The 15,874-nt window shown below is 52.1% G+C and carries 11 protein-coding genes; 4 read left to right on the top strand and 7 right to left on the bottom strand.

All coding sequences use genetic code 11. From position 1 onward, the window contains the following. Positions 1–50 precede the first annotated feature (50 nt). Positions 51–728 (bottom strand): class I SAM-dependent methyltransferase, encoded by a 678-nt coding sequence (locus tag ACTQZS_RS12390; protein WP_441476088.1) that lies wholly within the window; start codon positions 726–728, stop codon positions 51–53. A 194-nt stretch (positions 729–922) separates the two neighbouring features. Beyond that, positions 923–1,648 carry a hypothetical protein gene (locus ACTQZS_RS12385; RefSeq protein WP_441476087.1) on the bottom strand — a complete coding sequence of 242 codons (726 nt, stop codon included), beginning with the start codon at positions 1,646–1,648 and terminating at the stop codon, positions 923–925. 444 nt (positions 1,649–2,092) lie between these two features. Here ACTQZS_RS12385 and ACTQZS_RS12380 point away from each other — a divergent pair, with 444 nt between their 5' ends. The 4 genes from ACTQZS_RS12380 (at position 2,093) to ACTQZS_RS12365 (ending at position 7,825) form a co-directional block, all read left to right on the top strand. Then, positions 2,093–3,217: an ABC transporter ATP-binding protein gene (locus ACTQZS_RS12380; protein ID WP_441476086.1), complete on the top strand. Its 1,125-nt coding sequence runs from the start codon at positions 2,093–2,095 to the stop codon at positions 3,215–3,217. Continuing rightward, positions 3,217–5,478, top strand: a complete 2,262-nt coding sequence (locus tag ACTQZS_RS12375) for a Gldg family protein (RefSeq protein ID WP_441476085.1) — start codon at positions 3,217–3,219, stop codon at positions 5,476–5,478. Before ACTQZS_RS12380 ends, ACTQZS_RS12375 begins: the two co-directional genes overlap by 1 nt. A 208-nt stretch (positions 5,479–5,686) precedes the next feature. Further along, positions 5,687–6,325, top strand: coding sequence for a DUF4340 domain-containing protein (locus ACTQZS_RS12370; RefSeq protein WP_441476084.1), 639 nt, complete (start codon positions 5,687–5,689; stop codon positions 6,323–6,325). A gap of 354 nt (positions 6,326–6,679) precedes the next feature. Then, on the top strand, positions 6,680–7,825 hold the full coding sequence (locus tag ACTQZS_RS12365) for a PDZ domain-containing protein (RefSeq protein ID WP_441476083.1): 1,146 nt from the start codon (positions 6,680–6,682) through the stop codon (positions 7,823–7,825). A 452-nt stretch (positions 7,826–8,277) separates the two neighbouring features. On the opposite strand, the gene ACTQZS_RS12360 is transcribed toward ACTQZS_RS12365, so the two are convergent. From ACTQZS_RS12360 to ACTQZS_RS12340, 5 genes are all read right to left on the bottom strand, one after another. After that, positions 8,278–9,648, bottom strand: coding sequence for an aspartate aminotransferase family protein (locus ACTQZS_RS12360; protein ID WP_441101334.1), 1,371 nt, complete (start codon positions 9,646–9,648; stop codon positions 8,278–8,280). Positions 9,649–9,775: 127 nt separating this feature from the next. Further along, positions 9,776–12,544, bottom strand: a complete 2,769-nt coding sequence (locus ACTQZS_RS12355) for a bifunctional amino acid transporter/iron-containing alcohol dehydrogenase (protein ID WP_441476082.1) — start codon at positions 12,542–12,544, stop codon at positions 9,776–9,778. 163 nt (positions 12,545–12,707) lie between these two features. Then, on the bottom strand, positions 12,708–13,298 hold the full coding sequence (locus ACTQZS_RS12350; protein WP_441476081.1) for an AAA family ATPase: 591 nt from the start codon (positions 13,296–13,298) through the stop codon (positions 12,708–12,710). 260 nt (positions 13,299–13,558) lie between these two features. Next, the gene (locus ACTQZS_RS12345) at positions 13,559–13,942 is read right to left on the bottom strand and encodes an Hpt domain-containing protein (RefSeq protein ID WP_441476080.1); all 384 of its coding nucleotides are present in this window, start codon (positions 13,940–13,942) and stop codon (positions 13,559–13,561) included. A 96-nt stretch (positions 13,943–14,038) separates the two neighbouring features. Next, positions 14,039–15,643 (bottom strand): hybrid sensor histidine kinase/response regulator, encoded by a 1,605-nt coding sequence (locus ACTQZS_RS12340; RefSeq protein ID WP_441476079.1) that lies wholly within the window; start codon positions 15,641–15,643, stop codon positions 14,039–14,041. Positions 15,644–15,874 lie beyond the last annotated feature (231 nt).

Below are 15,874 nucleotides of genomic sequence, written 5' to 3'. Positions count from 1 at the left end.
GAACAATCCTCAACATACCTTACTAGAAAACTCAGCGGTCGGCAAGTCCCTTACCGGATTCCTTCTACGGCAATCCAGTTCTCCCCGTCCTTTGTGTGAATCAGAACATCGGAGAAGCCGGCGTTACGGAACAGCGTCCGGTACTCTTCTGCCGTCGGGACTGTCATCTGATACCTGCGGATGTTTTCCTTCGCGCTTTCCGGCAGTTTTCCATTGTCGTAGATGTCCGCGATCAGCATAAAGTGACCTCCCTGCTTCAGCACTCGTCTGACCTCCTTCAGACTCTCCTGCGGATCCGGCCAGAAATAGAAGCTTTCCACCGTTGTAATCACATCAAAAAATTCATCATCAAAAGGAAGTTCCTCCACAGACGCCTGCAGCACACACATTTTTCCATCAGAGACGTCTTCCTGATTCAGCTCCAGCGACTGATGCACAGACACCGCCGAATAGTCCACGCCCACGACATAACCGGCTCCTCTCACCGAAAGCCTGTGCAGCGTGGCCCCGCCCCCGCAGCCGATATCCATGACAACGTCCCGGGACTGCAACGTCAAAAAGTCCAGACCCCAGTTTGTCACGGCGTCATGACTTTCATTCATCCGGTGCAGCATCTGCGCCCCGGCCTTGCCCGAAGGCTTCGCCGGATTGCCCTCCTCCGTAATTCTCTGCTCCTCTATACTTTTTCCCTGATCCTCACTGTATTGCTTATTGTCTTCCACTATCATTCATCTGACCTTCTTTACATCGCTTATAATGTTTGTGTTTGCTCTTGATACGTTCTGGAATCGCATATGCTCTCCCGGGACGTTTTCTCCCGGAACACTCTGATTTACATCATCCTCTGCCGGTCTCCCGGCGGCACCCTGATTTGCATCATCTGCAATGAGACCGGCTTCTTCCCTGCCTTGCAGGGTATTTATCAGACCATCACCACATTGTACTGCCTGTTCGTGATCATCAGGGCAAGGCACTCTTCGTCATCTGTGCGGAATCTTTCATTGACATAACGCGGTGGAAACCAGATGAAATCTCCCTTCGTGCACACACCGAAGGAGGTCACCAGTCTCCCCCGGATGATGTAAAGCCCGTAAGCACAGGTGTATCTGTGGGCAGGTCTCTCAAAATCCGCCGGGAACCGGATATATTCCACGGTCATCCCGGTCTCGTGATCGATCAGAAGCGGCTTTGCGTAGAACCGGCTGCCGATCGGCTCCTCCTTTTCACACCAGATCTCGCTGTCGAAGGCAGGAAAAACTCTCAGCTGATTTTCCTTCTTATTCAGCTCCTGGATGACACGTTCCCTCCGGGATTCCTCTTCTCCCAGAAACTCGATGTCAAACGGCCGGTTTGCCACAAACAGAAAATGACAGTCCTTTCCCGGTGCCGCCCCGTGGCCGCACGGATAACCGGCAGGATTCCAGATAAAGGTCTCCGGCTTAAAAACAGACTCACCCATCTGGAGGGCTCCGTCGATCACATAGATCCCGTGAGCACAATTGTGCCTGTGATCCGGCTTCCAGTACCCTTCCGGGTAATGTGAGAACCAGATCACCGCGCCGTTCAGCGTATCATTGATCATCGGATTGTACTCTGATCTGCAGCCGTCTCTGTCATCGCGGACAGTCCAGCCCTCCCTGTCATACACATTAAAAACCTTCGGTGATAATAATTGCATCGTTCTGCGCGCCATAATGTCTGATCTTCCCCTTGCATCGCCCCTGCGGGCTTACTGCCTATTCTACAAATAGCCTGCGTGCTTACTATTCTTTCGATAATATAATCTGCGTGGTTACTGTTCTTTCTATAACATAGCCTGCGGGCTTACTGTTCTTTCTATAACATAGCCTGCGGGCTTACTGTTCTTTCCATAATTATAAGTATAAAACTCCCGGCGCCTCATTACAATCCATTGCTTTCATACGAAATATCGCGCGCGGAACAGACTTCACAGTTTTTTCACAGTTGCATGCACAAAAGAACACATATTTTTTTTACTCTTTTTCATGGTGTGAAAATCGGCCTGTCTTCTCCCGCACAGAGAAACAGAGCCCGTTTCACGCATACACGACAATATGAAGGGAGTTACGAGATGATTGAAGTTGAACATCTGACGCGGCGCTTCGGCGATCACATTGCGGTAAATGACCTGAGCTTCACAGCGGAAAAGGGCACCATTTACGGCTTTCTCGGTCCGAACGGCGCGGGAAAATCCACGACCATGAATATGATGACCGGCTATCTGGCGCCGTCGTCCGGAACCGTTAAGATCGACGGTTTCGACATTCTGAAGCAGCCGGAGGACGCCAAGAAAAGAATCGGCTACCTGCCCGAGATTCCTCCGGTTTATCCGGATATGACGGTGAAGGAATACCTCTTTTTCGCGGCTGAACTGAAGGAGGTCCCGAAGGCGGACCGCGCGGGCGCCGTGGAGAACGCCATGCAGAAGACAGGCACAAAGGGCATGCAGAACCGCCTGATCAAAAACCTGTCAAAGGGATATAAGCAGCGTGTCGGACTGGCGCAGGCCATCATCAACAATCCGGAGATCATCATTCTGGACGAGCCGACCGTCGGACTTGATCCCGAGCAGCAGAAGGAGATGTTCGACTATGTCAGAACGCTCCGGAAGGATCACATCATCATCCTGAGTTCTCACATTCTCTCCGATGTCAGCAGTCTCTGCGATTACGTATGGATTATCAACAAGGGCCAGCTTGTCGCGAGTGATAAGCCGGAGAATCTCCGCACGGCCATGAGCCATAAACAGGAGGTCATCATCGACGTTCTCGGAGACAATGAGCAGACCCTGGGCGACGCGCTTCGCCGCATTGATCTGGTATCCGGCGTAAACGTCTCTGTCGCAAAAGATCCCGGAAAGGGCGCACCTCTCCAGCTTCACGCGGTCATTCACTCGGAACAGACGCTGGATATCCGTCCGGCCATTTCCCAGGCTGTCTTCGGCGCTGGAATGTATTTCCTGTCCATGAATCAGAGCGAACGCTCTCTGGAAGATGTCTTCCTGTCTCTTACCAGTGATGACGCACGCCCCGCTTCTGATCGCAAGCGCACCGGAAAGCACAGCCCGGATTCCGACGCTTCGGATGACAAGAGTGCCGCGAAGCACAGCCAGGATTCCGGCGCTTCGGATGACAAGAGTGCCGCAAAGCACAGCCCGGATCCTGCGGATTCTGATCACAAGGAGGTGTCTGACTGATGAAGGCAATTGCAAAGAAAGATTTTCAATCAAACTTTCATTCCATAACGGGCTGGCTTTTTATCGCCGTATTCTGGGCCTTCCTGTCATTTTTTGTATCGAACTATAATTTTCTGAGCCTGAGCTCTGACATCACGGGAACCATCAGCACCGTCGAGATCATTTTTCTGATCCTGATGCCGATCCTCTGCATGCGTTCCTTCTCTGAGGAGCAGCGCCAGAAGACGGACCAGATTCTCTTCACCGCCCCGGTATCCGTGGGACAGGTCGTATTCCAGAAATTCCTGGCTCTGGCGGAAATCTACACGATTCCTACTCTGATGACCTGCATCTATCCTCTGATCCTGTCGGCATTCGGAAATGTATCCTTTGGATCGGATTATATCGCCATCCTCGGCATGTGGCTCTACGGACTGGCCTGCATCGCGATCTGTGTTTTTGCATCCTCTCTGACAGAAAACCCGATCATTGCGGCCGTTCTGTCTTTCCTCTTCCTCTTCGTGATGTATCTGATCCCGACCATTCAGAACATGGTCTCCTCCAATACCGTACTCACGAAATTCCTGACCGCCATCGATGTCCGGGGCCAGTTTGAGAACTTCCTCTCCGGAAGTCTGAACATTACCGCGATCATCTATATGGCGACCGTTATCTTCCTCTTCCTGTTCCTGACTACGCAGATTATCCAGAAGAGAAGGTATTCTATTTCGAAAAAAACGATCTCCTTCGGAGCGTACAGCTCGGTCATGATCGTCGTTGTTCTCGCCATCACCGTTATCGTGAACCTGGCAGTCACAAAGCTTCCGGATTCCATGCAGAATATTGACGTCACCTCCAGCCGTCTCTACTCCCTCACCGACGATACGAAGAATCTCGTCTCCGGCCTGAAGGACGATGTCACGATCTATGTGCTTGACAAGGAAAGTGCATCCGACAAGACCCTGAATAAAACACTGAAGAGTTATGAGGCTTTGTCGAAGCATATCAAGGTCAGCTACGTCGATCCTGCGGAAAATCCAACCTTTATCCAGAAGTACACTGATGATTCTTCCAATGTCTATATGAACTCTCTGATCGTCACCTGCGGTGACAAGAGCAAGATTGTCAATTTCAGCGATGTGTATGAGACCTCCACGGATTACACCACCTATTCCCAGAAAACTACGGGATATGACGGTGAAGGTCAGATCACCTCTGCCATTGACTATGTCACAAGCGACAGCAATCCGGTCATCTACACACTGACCGGGCACAACGAAACCGCCCTGTCCAGTACTTTCACCGATGCCGTAAGCAAAATGAACATCACGGTACAGGATCTGGATTTCATGCAGAACGACAGTGTCCCGGATGACGCACAGGCAGTCATCATCAACGCGCCGACCTCTGACCTGTCCTCTGACGATCTGAAGAAACTCGAGGATTACTTCAATAAAGGAGGAAATGTCATCGCGGTCACAAACTATGAGGCGACCGGCGATATGACGAATTACAAGGCTCTTCTATCCTACTTTGGAATCACGCTGAATGACGGCGTTGTTCTGGACAGCGACAGCAGCCGCTACTATCAGTATCCCTCCTACCTTCTCCCGAATGTGGAGAGCGACGATATCACCTCCGGTATCACAAACGGATACATCATGTCGCCGTTTTCTCAGGAGATCACCTACGACAGCTCCAACAGCCAGGTTGCATACACACCTCTTCTGCAAACCTCAGAGAGCGCGTATGTGCACAGCAGTGTTTCAAGCGAGTCCGACATGGAGCAAACCGACAGCGATCAGCTTGCCGCGCGAATCGTCGGTCTGAAGGCAGTCAAGACAATCAGCGGTTCAGATGGAAGCGCCGCAGACAACACCGTGACCAGCTCATCGACAGCGAACGGCGTATCCGGAACCTCGTCATCCTCGGAATCGGTATCCGCAAGCTCGGCGGCGGAAAGCGTATCCAGCAGTTCCTCGGCGGACAGCAGCACAGATACCATTACCTCAACGGCGGTCGTGTATACGTCCCCGTACATCTTCAACGATAACGCAAACCAGATGGTCTCCGGCTCCAACCTGTCGCTCTTCAGCGGCTCGATCAGCGCTGTGACCTCCGACACGACGACGATTTCCATCCCGTCCAAGTCCATGGACAACACTACCATCACCATGGCCACACGCACCGCTGTCCTTCTCACCATCCTGTTTGTCATCCTGATCCCGGTTGTTCTTCTGGCCTTCGGAATCACAATCTGGGTTATCCGAAGGAAAAAATAAAACGCTTACGTTCCTGCCCTGCATCTCTCCCCGATGGAGAGAAAAAGCAGGACAGGACCCGGTTGTATATACAGCCAGGCTGGAGACAGCAGCGACTGGATGCAGCACCGGCTGAATACAGCACGGACTGGATACAGCACGGACCGGATACAGCACTGACAGCAGACAACAGCAGACAAGACATTATGATTAGAACGGATAAGATAAAATGAAAAAACAAAAAATTCAGCTGATTACTCTTCTGGTCATTCTGGGGTGCGCCATTGGCGCGTATTTCGCCGCAAAGGCTTACAGCGCCCACAAGGAAGCAACTGAAAAGAGTACCTCCTATACCGCACTCTCCCTCTCGGACGATGATATCTCCGGAATTAAGAACATTACCGCAACCAATGACGCCGGCGGATTCAACGTCAATCATGACGCTGATGCCGACACCTGGAGTTTTGCCGACTTCCCGGATGAAAAGGTGGATACCACACAGATCAAGACCATGACCGATGCGCTCTCGGATCTCAGCTCGGACAACGAAATCACAGATGTGACAGACTTCACGCAGTATGGTCTCGACAGTCCGGTCATGACAATCACGATTACCCTTTCGGACGGCTCAACGCATAAGCTCGAGGTCGGCGACTACAACAGCCAGATCTCTGAGTACTATCTGCGCGTCGATGACGCGGATACGGTCTACACCATATCCTCGACGATCTACAGTGACTTTAACCTGACGACCTCGAATCTTGTGGCCTCCACATCTTCCTCTTCGAGCGAAGATACACCAACGGAAGCTGTCTCGGGATCATCCGCTGCCGGCACTTCAGCCACGTCGACATCCGCATCCAGCTAAAATCCTTCGGCTGCGCTGATATCTCTATGGATAAAATCTGCGGCTGCGCCGACACCTCTATAAAATCTGCCGCGCCGCGGATAGCTCTGTTTCATTTAATCTGCGGCTGCGCCGATATCTGTATCTGAGGGAATGATCCTTCGGCTGCAGTCTGAAAAAGCTCCCGGGATACCGGCAATTCTGCCGGCGCCGGGAGCTTTTTCGGTTTTACATCGGATTTTCACCCTGTGTTCACTTATTTTTCACGTTTGTTTTCTATCATTAAACCATTAGATGTAACAGACATACCACAGATATTGAAATTAAACGGATGCACGAAAATTATCTGTATCCGATTGAAGGGAGACATGAATCATGTATGATGACCAGAATAATAATGAGATGAATCAGAACAACACAGGCAGCCAGAGCAATAACGCAATGGGGCAGGACAGCAGCGAAACAAACCATAATAACGCGAATGGCGCTGCAGATTCGTCCGCGCAGAACAACGGAACAAACCAGGGCAATCCCAATCCATGGGGAAGTCAGAACTCTGACACTTCCTCCGGAAGCCGCAATCCGTGGAGCAATAACGGAAACGCCAACCCCTACGTTGGAAACGGCGGCAGCTCCTGGAGCAGTAACGGAAACAGCAATGGGTCTACGGGAAACGGCCCATGGAACGGCAATGCCGGCAATGGTTCCGCCGGAAACGGCCCCTGGAACGGCAATGGCAGTAATGGTTCCGCCGGAAACGGCCCCTGGAACGGCAATGGCAGTAATGGTTCTGCCGGAAATGGCCCATGGAACAACAATGCCGGCAATGGTCCCTGGAACAGCAATCCCTACGCCAATGGAGGATGCAGACACCACAGCGGCACCGGGAAGAAAATCGGATTCACCGTTCTCACCGGAGCCATCGCAGGTGTTGTGGCAGCGGGGATCCTGTCTCTGACAATTCCGGCTGCCATCAGCAGCTCAATGGACAGGGCAGCGTCAAAGATCGAGAAATCCATCGAATCGGATCTTTCCGATAACCTGCCTGATTTCAGTCAGGACAACGGAGGCTTCCAGCTTCCGGGACAAAACAACTCCGGAAACAACGGTAATGACAATGATTCCGACAGCGGCAATTCCGATCAGAACAGCGTGGACAGCAGTTCCGACGATTCCTCCTCGGTAAATGAAAACGCCGGCTTCCTTGGAATAACCTGCGCGGACATTGATTCCCTGACCGATGTCGATACCTCCGGTTATCCGGACGGCGTATATGTCAAGACCGTCCTCTCCGGAAGCCCCGCATCTCTCGCAGGCCTTAAGGAGGGAGATATCATCACGGCTGTTGATGGTACCTCGGTCAGCTCCTATGACGAACTCAAAAAAATCATCTCCGGACATTCCTCCGGTGACAAGATCAAGCTCACCATCGAGCGTCAGGCCGGCGATGATTGGAAGACCTCCACGCACGATGCCACACTGATCTCCTACGCGGAAGCACAGGGAGAATCACAGGGCTAACCTCTTGGAAACGCAGACCAGGCTCGTCACACACGAAGCTTATCTAAGAGACCGAATGCGATTTCGGAGACAGCAGGTATCAGAGAGACTGGATCCGATTTCGAACTCTGCAGGTATCAGAGAAACCGGATCCGATCTCGAAGTCAGCAGGTGCCTGAAAAACCGGATCCGATCTCGAAGTCAGCAGGTATCAGAGACCGGATCCGATTTCGAACTCAGCAGGTATAATGAAGAAGCGGGAGCACGCGGTATCTGACCGGCGTGCTCCCGCCCCTGTTAAATATATATATTTTGTACGAAGTACCCTCTTCATGCCGCGCAGCCGGTGTCGTGCTCTTCTGTCATAAGGCGAACCTTCATCCGGCTTCCTCCCTTCAATGACTGCGCGTCCGCACCACGGATCCATTTTGGATAGACGTGGCTGTATCAGATCTTCCGTCCCATCGTCGATATTACAGACCCATTGCAAGTGCTTCTTTGATGGACTCCTCGAAGATCTCAAGTCCTTTCTTCGTCTGCTCATCTGTCATTACGAGCGGTGCCAGGAAACGAACAATGTTGCTTGCTGTTCCTGCATTTTCAATCAGAAGTCCCTTCTGAAGCGCGCACTGAATCAGGTTTGCAGTGAACTTTGTAGCAGGCTCCTTTGTCTCCGGATCTCTTACGAACTCGATACCGATCATCGCTCCAAGACCACGCACATCGCCGATCACCGGATATTTCTTCTGAAGCTCCTTGTATCCTCCCATAATCATCTCGCCGATATGTCTTGCCTTTGCCGGGAAGTCATCTCTCAGATAGATCTCCATTACCTTGTTGCCTGCAGCGACAGAAACCGGGTTGCCGCAATAGGTGCCGCCGATGGTTCCTGCCGGAACAGCGTCCATGATCTCTGCTCTTGCGGTGATTGCGCTGAGCGGCATGCCTGCAGCGATGGATTTCGCGGTTGTAACGATATCCGGAGCAGCTCCCGCCTCAGCCCAGTACTCGGACGCGAAATATTTTCCGGTACGGCAGTTTCCGCACTGAACCTCATCAGCGATCAGCAGGATTCCATTGTCATCGCAGATCTTGCGGACCGCCTTTACCCATTCAATCGGAGCCGGGATGAATCCGCCCTCGCCCTGAAGAGGCTCAACAATCATACATGCAACTTCATTTGCCGGGATTCCTTCGTCGAATACCTTTTTCAATCCGTTCAGATAGTACTCGATCGCCTCTTCCTCGCTGTATCCCTTTGGTGCGCGGTACAGGTACGGATACGGCGCACGATAGATCTCAGCCGGGAAGGGTCCCATGCCCTGTGCGAATGCCTTCTTCGCGGTCAGTGCCATCGTCAGGTTTGTACGTCCATGGAAAGCACCGGTGAAGCAGATCACGCCTCCGCGGTGTGTATAGGATTTCGCAACCTTGATTGCGTTCTCATCACACTCGGCACCGGAGTTTGCAAAATAGGTCTTCTTCACATCTCCGCGGCACGGGATCAGCTTGTTCAGTCCCTCAGCCAGCTTTATATATCCTTCATGACAGATGACGTTGAAGATTGTGTGGAAATATTTCTCGGACTGCTCCTTGACCGCTTCGATGACTTCCGGATGAGAATATCCGATGTTCAGTACGCCCACGCCGCCGATCCAGTCAAGGAACTCGTTGCCGTCAACATCCTTCACAATCGGGCCTGCGCCGCGCTCGATAACGACCGGATAAGTCTGGCCGCACAGAGCCTTTGGAACCGCCGCATCTCTTCTGTCCAGAATAGCCTTTGCCTTCGGTCCCGGAACCTGACCAGTTACAATCTTCGGTAAATCTTCTGCTAATGCCATTTTCTTTTCCTCCTGTACAAAAAAATATTTAACATATATATCTGGTATGGAGCACGGGATCTCTGGAAATTCCACTGTCCCGTGTCCGTGCCTTCTTAAAATAAGATAAATACCGCTCCCGTTTGTTTCAGGCGGTGCGTGCGAGTTTCAGCGACTCTCCGTGAAGGGCTCTCCGGTAAATCTCCGCCACATCCTCCTCGGCGAGCATTGTCGGGTTATTATCGATGTTTGCCTTTGATACCTTGAAGCAGTTCTGTGTCAGCCACGGTATATCTCCCTCGGTGACGCCCAGATCCTCCAGTGTGATGTTCAGATCAAGCTCCCTGAGCAGGGTGCGCACTTTCTCGGCACAATCCTCTGCCGTGTAGCCCCCGAGCATTCTCGAAAGCTTTCCATATTTGAAACGGTTTCCCTCCCAGGAAGCTGCAATCGCATAAGGCGTGATGGCAGCAAGTCCTGCGCCGTGTGTTACATTTTTCAAACCGCTGACCGGATGCTCCATCGCATGGGCAAGGGTGACTCCGGCGGTGTTGATGACCATTCCGCCGATGGTGCTGGCGATGGACATTGCCTCCCATGCTTCTCTGCTTTCCTTTCCCTGATACAGATCCACCAGATTCCCGACAATCAGCGGGATCGCGTACATGCAGAGCGCATCGGTAAAGGGCTGTGCTTTTCGGGCTGTATAAGCCTCCATGCAGTGACACAGGGCATCAAATCCGACAGAAGCAAGCACCTTCTTCGGCATCGTCATCATATTCTCAGGATCTACAATCGATGCCTTTGCAACGATCGCCGGGCTGCGGAGCGACTTCTTGTCTCCGGTTTCCGGGTTCGTGAACACCGCGAAACCATTTCCCTCGGATCCTGTTCCGCATGTTGTGGGGATCAGCACGAGCGGCAGTGCCTGATCACTCGACCTCCGATTGTAGATGTAATCGTCAAACGCGCCGTCATTGACTGCCATGAATGCCATGCCCTTGGCGGCATCCATGATGCTTCCTCCGCCGATGCCGACAACCACATCGCAGCCTTCCTGCTTTGCAAGGTCCGCGCCCTCCTGTGCCGTTGTGGTGAGCGGGTTCGAGGTAACCTTGTCATACAGAACTGTCTCCAGGCCGGCTTCCTGCAGGCTGCCACGGACTCTGTCAAGCAGTCCGGATTTCTTCGCGCTGGAACGTCCCGTGACGATCAGTGCCTTATGTCCATACTTCCCGGCCAGCGCTCCGGCCTCCTTTGTTTTTCCATATCCGAACACGAGGTTCACCGGCAGGAAATACTGGAAGGTATCCGGAATTGCTGAAGCATCCCGAAGCATTTCGGCTCCGGCTGCATTGACTGCTTTTGCTTTCGCGAAATCCGGAGAAATGGTCTTTGATGCCATCGCCGGCGCCGGCTCTGCGCCCGCCTCTGCGGCTGCGATTCCAGCCGCTGCCTGACGTTCTCTCGCCGCCTCGGCATCCAGCTCATCATTTGCCACATCGACAAGAGTTCCGAACTTCTCGCCGTACTTCACCTTGCAGACCGCATACAGAACAACTCCGAACGCTCCCCATCCTCCTGCGATTACCCACTCGGGAAGAGAAAGCGTAGCGCCGGTTCCCGGAAGGATGTACATCAGCACCATGAAACCGGAAAGAACAATGGCGAAAAAGCCGACAACCTTGTAGTGCTTTACCTTATAGGGTCTCGGCATTTCCGGAGATTTTTTCCGCAGAATCACGAAGGACATCGCAACCATGCAGTAAGCAAGACAGCAGGCGAGGTTTCCCGCGTCAACGATCCACACCAGCATCTTTCTTCCCGCGAAAGGTGCCAGGCAGCTGAGTACGCCGATCAGAACCAGAGAGGTAATCGGGGTCTTGTATTTCTCATGAAGCTTCCCGAAAAACTTCGGGATCATATAGGACTCCGCCATGGAATACATCGCACGGCTTCCACCGATCAGGAAAGAGTTCCAGCTCGTTACAATTCCGCACATTCCGCCGACGATCAGTACCTTCGCCATCACCGATGTCTTGAACGCCGCTGCCATCGCATCCGCTGTCACCAGACCGGATCCGCTGGAGGCAGAAGCGGCGATCGCGCCGGAATTCATGACGTAGCCGACTGCAAAGATCACCAGAGCATAGAACGCAACGGCAAGTACGATAGAAAGCAGAAGCATCTTCGCGATTTTTTTCAGCGGAACATTGATCTCCTCCGCAGCCTGCGGGATGACGTCAAAACCGATGAAATAGAAGGGGCTCATCATGGCCACGCGCAGAATATTCCGCGCGATTCCGCTTCCGGATCCCACAAACATCTGACCTTCCAGATTGGCCTGGCTTCCGGTAATAACCGAAGCCACAATCAGGAGAATTCCCGCACCTCCGATGATAACGGTGAGGACCGTCTGCAGGACGGCTGCTGTTTTCGCGCCGCGGATATTGATATAGGTAATGAAAATCGACATCGCGACCGCAACCGCAAGCCAGGATGCATATACCTTGAAACCACCGACCGTATACAGATAACCCTTCAGGAATCCGGGATATATGTAGGTGATGATCGTCGGAAGGGCGCACGCCTCAAAGCATACGACGCTGACATATCCGAGAATGATCGCCCAACTGCATACAAATGATCCATTGGCTCCCATTGCCTTGAAGCTGAACACGTGCTCACCGCCGCACTCAGGCATCGCGGGCGTCAGCTCCGCATAAGTAAGGCCGATGAAGAATATCATCACGCCGCCGAGAACAAATCCAAGAACGGCGCCAAGCACTCCGCCTCTCTCGATCCAGTCACCGGTAGAGACTACCCAGCCCCAGCCAATCATCGCACCGAATGCAATAACCAGAATATCCCATGCGCTGAAAACCTTTGTAAATTCCGATTCTTTTTTGCTCTCCATACCTGCCTCCTTTTCTTTCCGGATTCATTGTGCTGTCCGAATACAGGGAAAGGCGCCCAGACAGACACATATCTGTCCGGACGCCCTTGTCCATCTTCCATAGATTGAATTCGTATGCTCTGCAAGCGGATCGCAGCCTGGTTTGACGGCGATATTCAGGCTTTCACTCATGAAGCATCTCTATGAACATCAGAAGGTATTTCGCGGTTTTTTCCCAGCCGAGTCTGCTGCTGTCGATCATCAGATCTCTTCCGCGTCTGTCGCCTCTGTATGTACCGGTAATGTACTTATGCCTCGAATGATTCATCTCATCGTAATAATCGATCTCTGCTTCCGCCTTGTCGCTTGAAACATGATCCTGTTCCATGATCGAACCGATTCTCACATCCTTCGGAGCATAGATAAAGAAATTCAGAACATCATCCCTGTCCTTCAAAATGTAGTTCGCGCTCCTGCCGATGATCACACAGGAGGATTTCTCCGCCATATTGTGAAGGACCTCGTACTGCGTGTAGATCACGCGATTGGTAAGGTTCGCGTATCTCGGCCCCAGGCTTGTCTCAAAGCTGTACTTGACATTTGCCTTGGTATCTGCCTCTTTTACCAGCTCCTTGTCCACGCCCAGCTGATCGACAACCTTATCGATCAGATCCCTGTCGTAATATTCGATATTCAGAGCTTCCGCAAGCATCTTGCCGATCTGGGGACCGCCGGCGCCGTACTCACATCCTATTGTGACAACCAAATGGTTCATCAGCCGCCTCCTTATCCAAAATCTCAGGCCGGAGCAACGAATAGAGAACTAATAAAAAACAAGCAGAAATCTAAAAAATGTATAAAAACAAAAGCGCCTCGCACATGACCATGTCATAAGCAAGACGCCCTTGTCTTAATATCCGCACCTGATTTATTTGACAGTAAGAAACATAACACTTAAAGATACGGATCTCAATAATTAATTTTCAGTAGATTGAGTCTCTTCGCATATACCACGAATTAACCGGCAGTTTCCGGTCAGCCGACGTACTTCCTCGTAAGACTCATCAGAAGATCCCTCTCCATCCGATACTGCTGCAGATGCAGCTCGAGTTCCGTGTCCTCTTCAGCAGCTTCTCTTCCAACACCGGAATACTTTCTGAGATCCTCGACAACCGCGGCCACCGCACGGTAGAAGGGTGTCAGGCTGAGGTTGGCGGAGGCGCCCTTGAGGCTGTGGGCGATGCCGAAAGCAGCCTTTCTGTCACCACGGTCGAGAGCAGCCTCCAGTGTCTCAAACTCAGGTGAATCCGCGAACTTCAGGACGAGCATCCGGTAGAATTCCTCGTCATTCATCACCCTCTGAATGCCTCCGTCCGTATCCGCTCCCCAGTTTCTTAATTCTTCAATCAGCTTATCCATACCATCACCTCCCGCCGGACAGAACCGCACGTCAGGTCTGTTCCCTGCGGCCCATTACATCCGGGATCACCATCTCCCGCCGGACAGAACCGCACATCAGACCTGTTCCCTGCGGCCCATTACATCCGACATCACCATGATCAGACGCTCGGGCTCGATCGGTTTCACAAGATGAGCATCCATTCCGGCATTGAAGCTTTCTTCAAAATTCTCGCGGAAGGCATTTGCCGTCATCGCGATGATCGGGACATGAGCCGCGCCCGGAATATCGCGCATCGCCCGGATCTTACGGGTGGCCTCCAGGCCATCCATAACCGGCATCAGAATGTCCATCAGAATCAGATCATAACGGCCATTTTCCCTGCGGAACAGGTCCACGGCCTCCTGCCCGTTCTTTGCGCTGACAACCTCGATGTTCCTGCTGTACAGAATCTTCCGCACAATCTCCAGATTGATTTCGTTGTCATCTACCACCAACACTCTCTTTCCGCTGAAATCCATCTCCTGTGAATCCGGGCGCTCGTCATACTGCTCCTCCGCCAGCGGAACCGTAAGAGTGACAGAGATACGGGTACCTCTGGAAGCGTCCGACTCGGCCGTAAGCGTATCCGTGCCCATGGCGCGCACATAGCTCTTCAGGATAATCAGATCGATATCCAGGGAACCGATATGGGAATCGATTTTGCTCTTCAGATAATCATATGGCTGGAACAATACCTTCAGCCGCTCCTGATCAATGACAATTCCCCGGTCTCTCACCGAGAACTCCAGCGTAACCATCTCCTGCGTCCGGAACAGCTCCCTGACATCCAGATCAATTCTTCCGCCCTGAATGGTATAATTGATCGCGCTCTGCAGAAGCTTCAGCTGAATCTGCTGCAGGCAGTGATGATCCGCCATGACCGTCAGATCTGACACGTTCTCCGTGTTCATCCGGAAGATCAGGCCCTTCTCATACATGGACGGAGCGATCATCCGCTGTATCTCCTCAAAAAACGGCTTGAGATAAATTTCCTCCTCTTTCAGGACGATCTCATTTCTCGAGATTCTCCGGAGATCCAGCACGTCATTGATGGTCTCGTTCATGTAGGTTCCGGACATGGACACCTTGTGCAGATAATCGTCAAAGGCAGTATTGCTTCCGAGATCCGACTCGGCAGCCCTGGTGAGCCCCATAATGGAGTAGAGCGGCGTGCGTACATTTCTGCTCAGCAGCGTCAGGAACGTATTCTTCTCGTCACTCTCCTTATCCGCCTTCTGCAGTGCCCTCTCAAGCTTCCGGATATGTGCGCTGACATCATTGAAACCACCGGTCGCGTCACGGATCCCCAGATAAATGATGTCTCCGTCTCCGCGGAAGAACGTGAATCCGCACACCCGCAGATGTCCTTCCTTTCCGTGCACGGTATTGTACACCTCATATACCGGACTCTCCTGCAGCTTCGCAGAGACATTCTCCAGCTTCAGCTCGTTCAATGTCTTCATAGGGTCCGCATCCGCCGACACGTCGAGAATGTACGTGTAGATGATCTTCTCAAAATTGAACCGCATACCGGTGCTGGCCTTCCAGGCACTATCCTTTGCGGCAAGTGTCACCCCGTCTCCGGTCAGAAGATCAATCTTTAGAAAAACCTGATAAATATTCTTAAAGATGCTGTCAAAAAGATTCTGTTTTTCCTTGTCTGTAATACCCGGATTCATATTTATCCCCCTTGCCCCATAGCCGATCTGTATGTGTCCCGAAAACCGCTGTCAAACGGAACCATGTATGATGTCAGACTCCGCAAAGCGGTACAGAGTCAGCAGAGGATCCAGCAAAAAAATACAATAAATTGTGCCACATGATGTGAACAGCGCCACACTCTGTATCAGCTGCGGATTGCTCCGTGCTTCGCACTCCTTATGCAGCAAAATCATCGGTCTCTGTGGATA

Origin of the sequence: Bilifractor sp. LCP19S3_H10, assembly GCF_052119185.1 — a bacterium.
In the GTDB taxonomy this organism is placed as follows: domain Bacteria; phylum Bacillota; class Clostridia; order Lachnospirales; family Lachnospiraceae; genus Bilifractor.
This window is presented reverse-complemented; position numbering and strand designations above follow the sequence as displayed.

What these genes read in the sequence shown, in the direction of transcription:
- ACTQZS_RS12390 (WP_441476088.1), bottom strand. Translation starts at nt 728, where the DNA reads ATGATAGTGGAAGACAATAAGCAATACAGTGAGGATCAGGGAAAAAGT.
- ACTQZS_RS12380 (WP_441476086.1), top strand. Translation starts at nt 2,093, where the DNA reads ATGATTGAAGTTGAACATCTGACGCGGCGCTTCGGCGATCACATTGCG.
- ACTQZS_RS12375 (WP_441476085.1), top strand. Translation starts at nt 3,217, where the DNA reads ATGAAGGCAATTGCAAAGAAAGATTTTCAATCAAACTTTCATTCCATA.
- ACTQZS_RS12370 (WP_441476084.1), top strand. Translation starts at nt 5,687, where the DNA reads ATGAAAAAACAAAAAATTCAGCTGATTACTCTTCTGGTCATTCTGGGG.
- ACTQZS_RS12365 (WP_441476083.1), top strand. Translation starts at nt 6,680, where the DNA reads ATGTATGATGACCAGAATAATAATGAGATGAATCAGAACAACACAGGC.
- ACTQZS_RS12360 (WP_441101334.1), bottom strand. Translation starts at nt 9,648, where the DNA reads ATGGCATTAGCAGAAGATTTACCGAAGATTGTAACTGGTCAGGTTCCG.
- ACTQZS_RS12355 (WP_441476082.1), bottom strand. Translation starts at nt 12,544, where the DNA reads ATGGAGAGCAAAAAAGAATCGGAATTTACAAAGGTTTTCAGCGCATGG.
- ACTQZS_RS12350 (WP_441476081.1), bottom strand. Translation starts at nt 13,298, where the DNA reads ATGAACCATTTGGTTGTCACAATAGGATGTGAGTACGGCGCCGGCGGT.
- ACTQZS_RS12345 (WP_441476080.1), bottom strand. Translation starts at nt 13,942, where the DNA reads ATGGATAAGCTGATTGAAGAATTAAGAAACTGGGGAGCGGATACGGAC.
- ACTQZS_RS12340 (WP_441476079.1), bottom strand. Translation starts at nt 15,643, where the DNA reads ATGAATCCGGGTATTACAGACAAGGAAAAACAGAATCTTTTTGACAGC.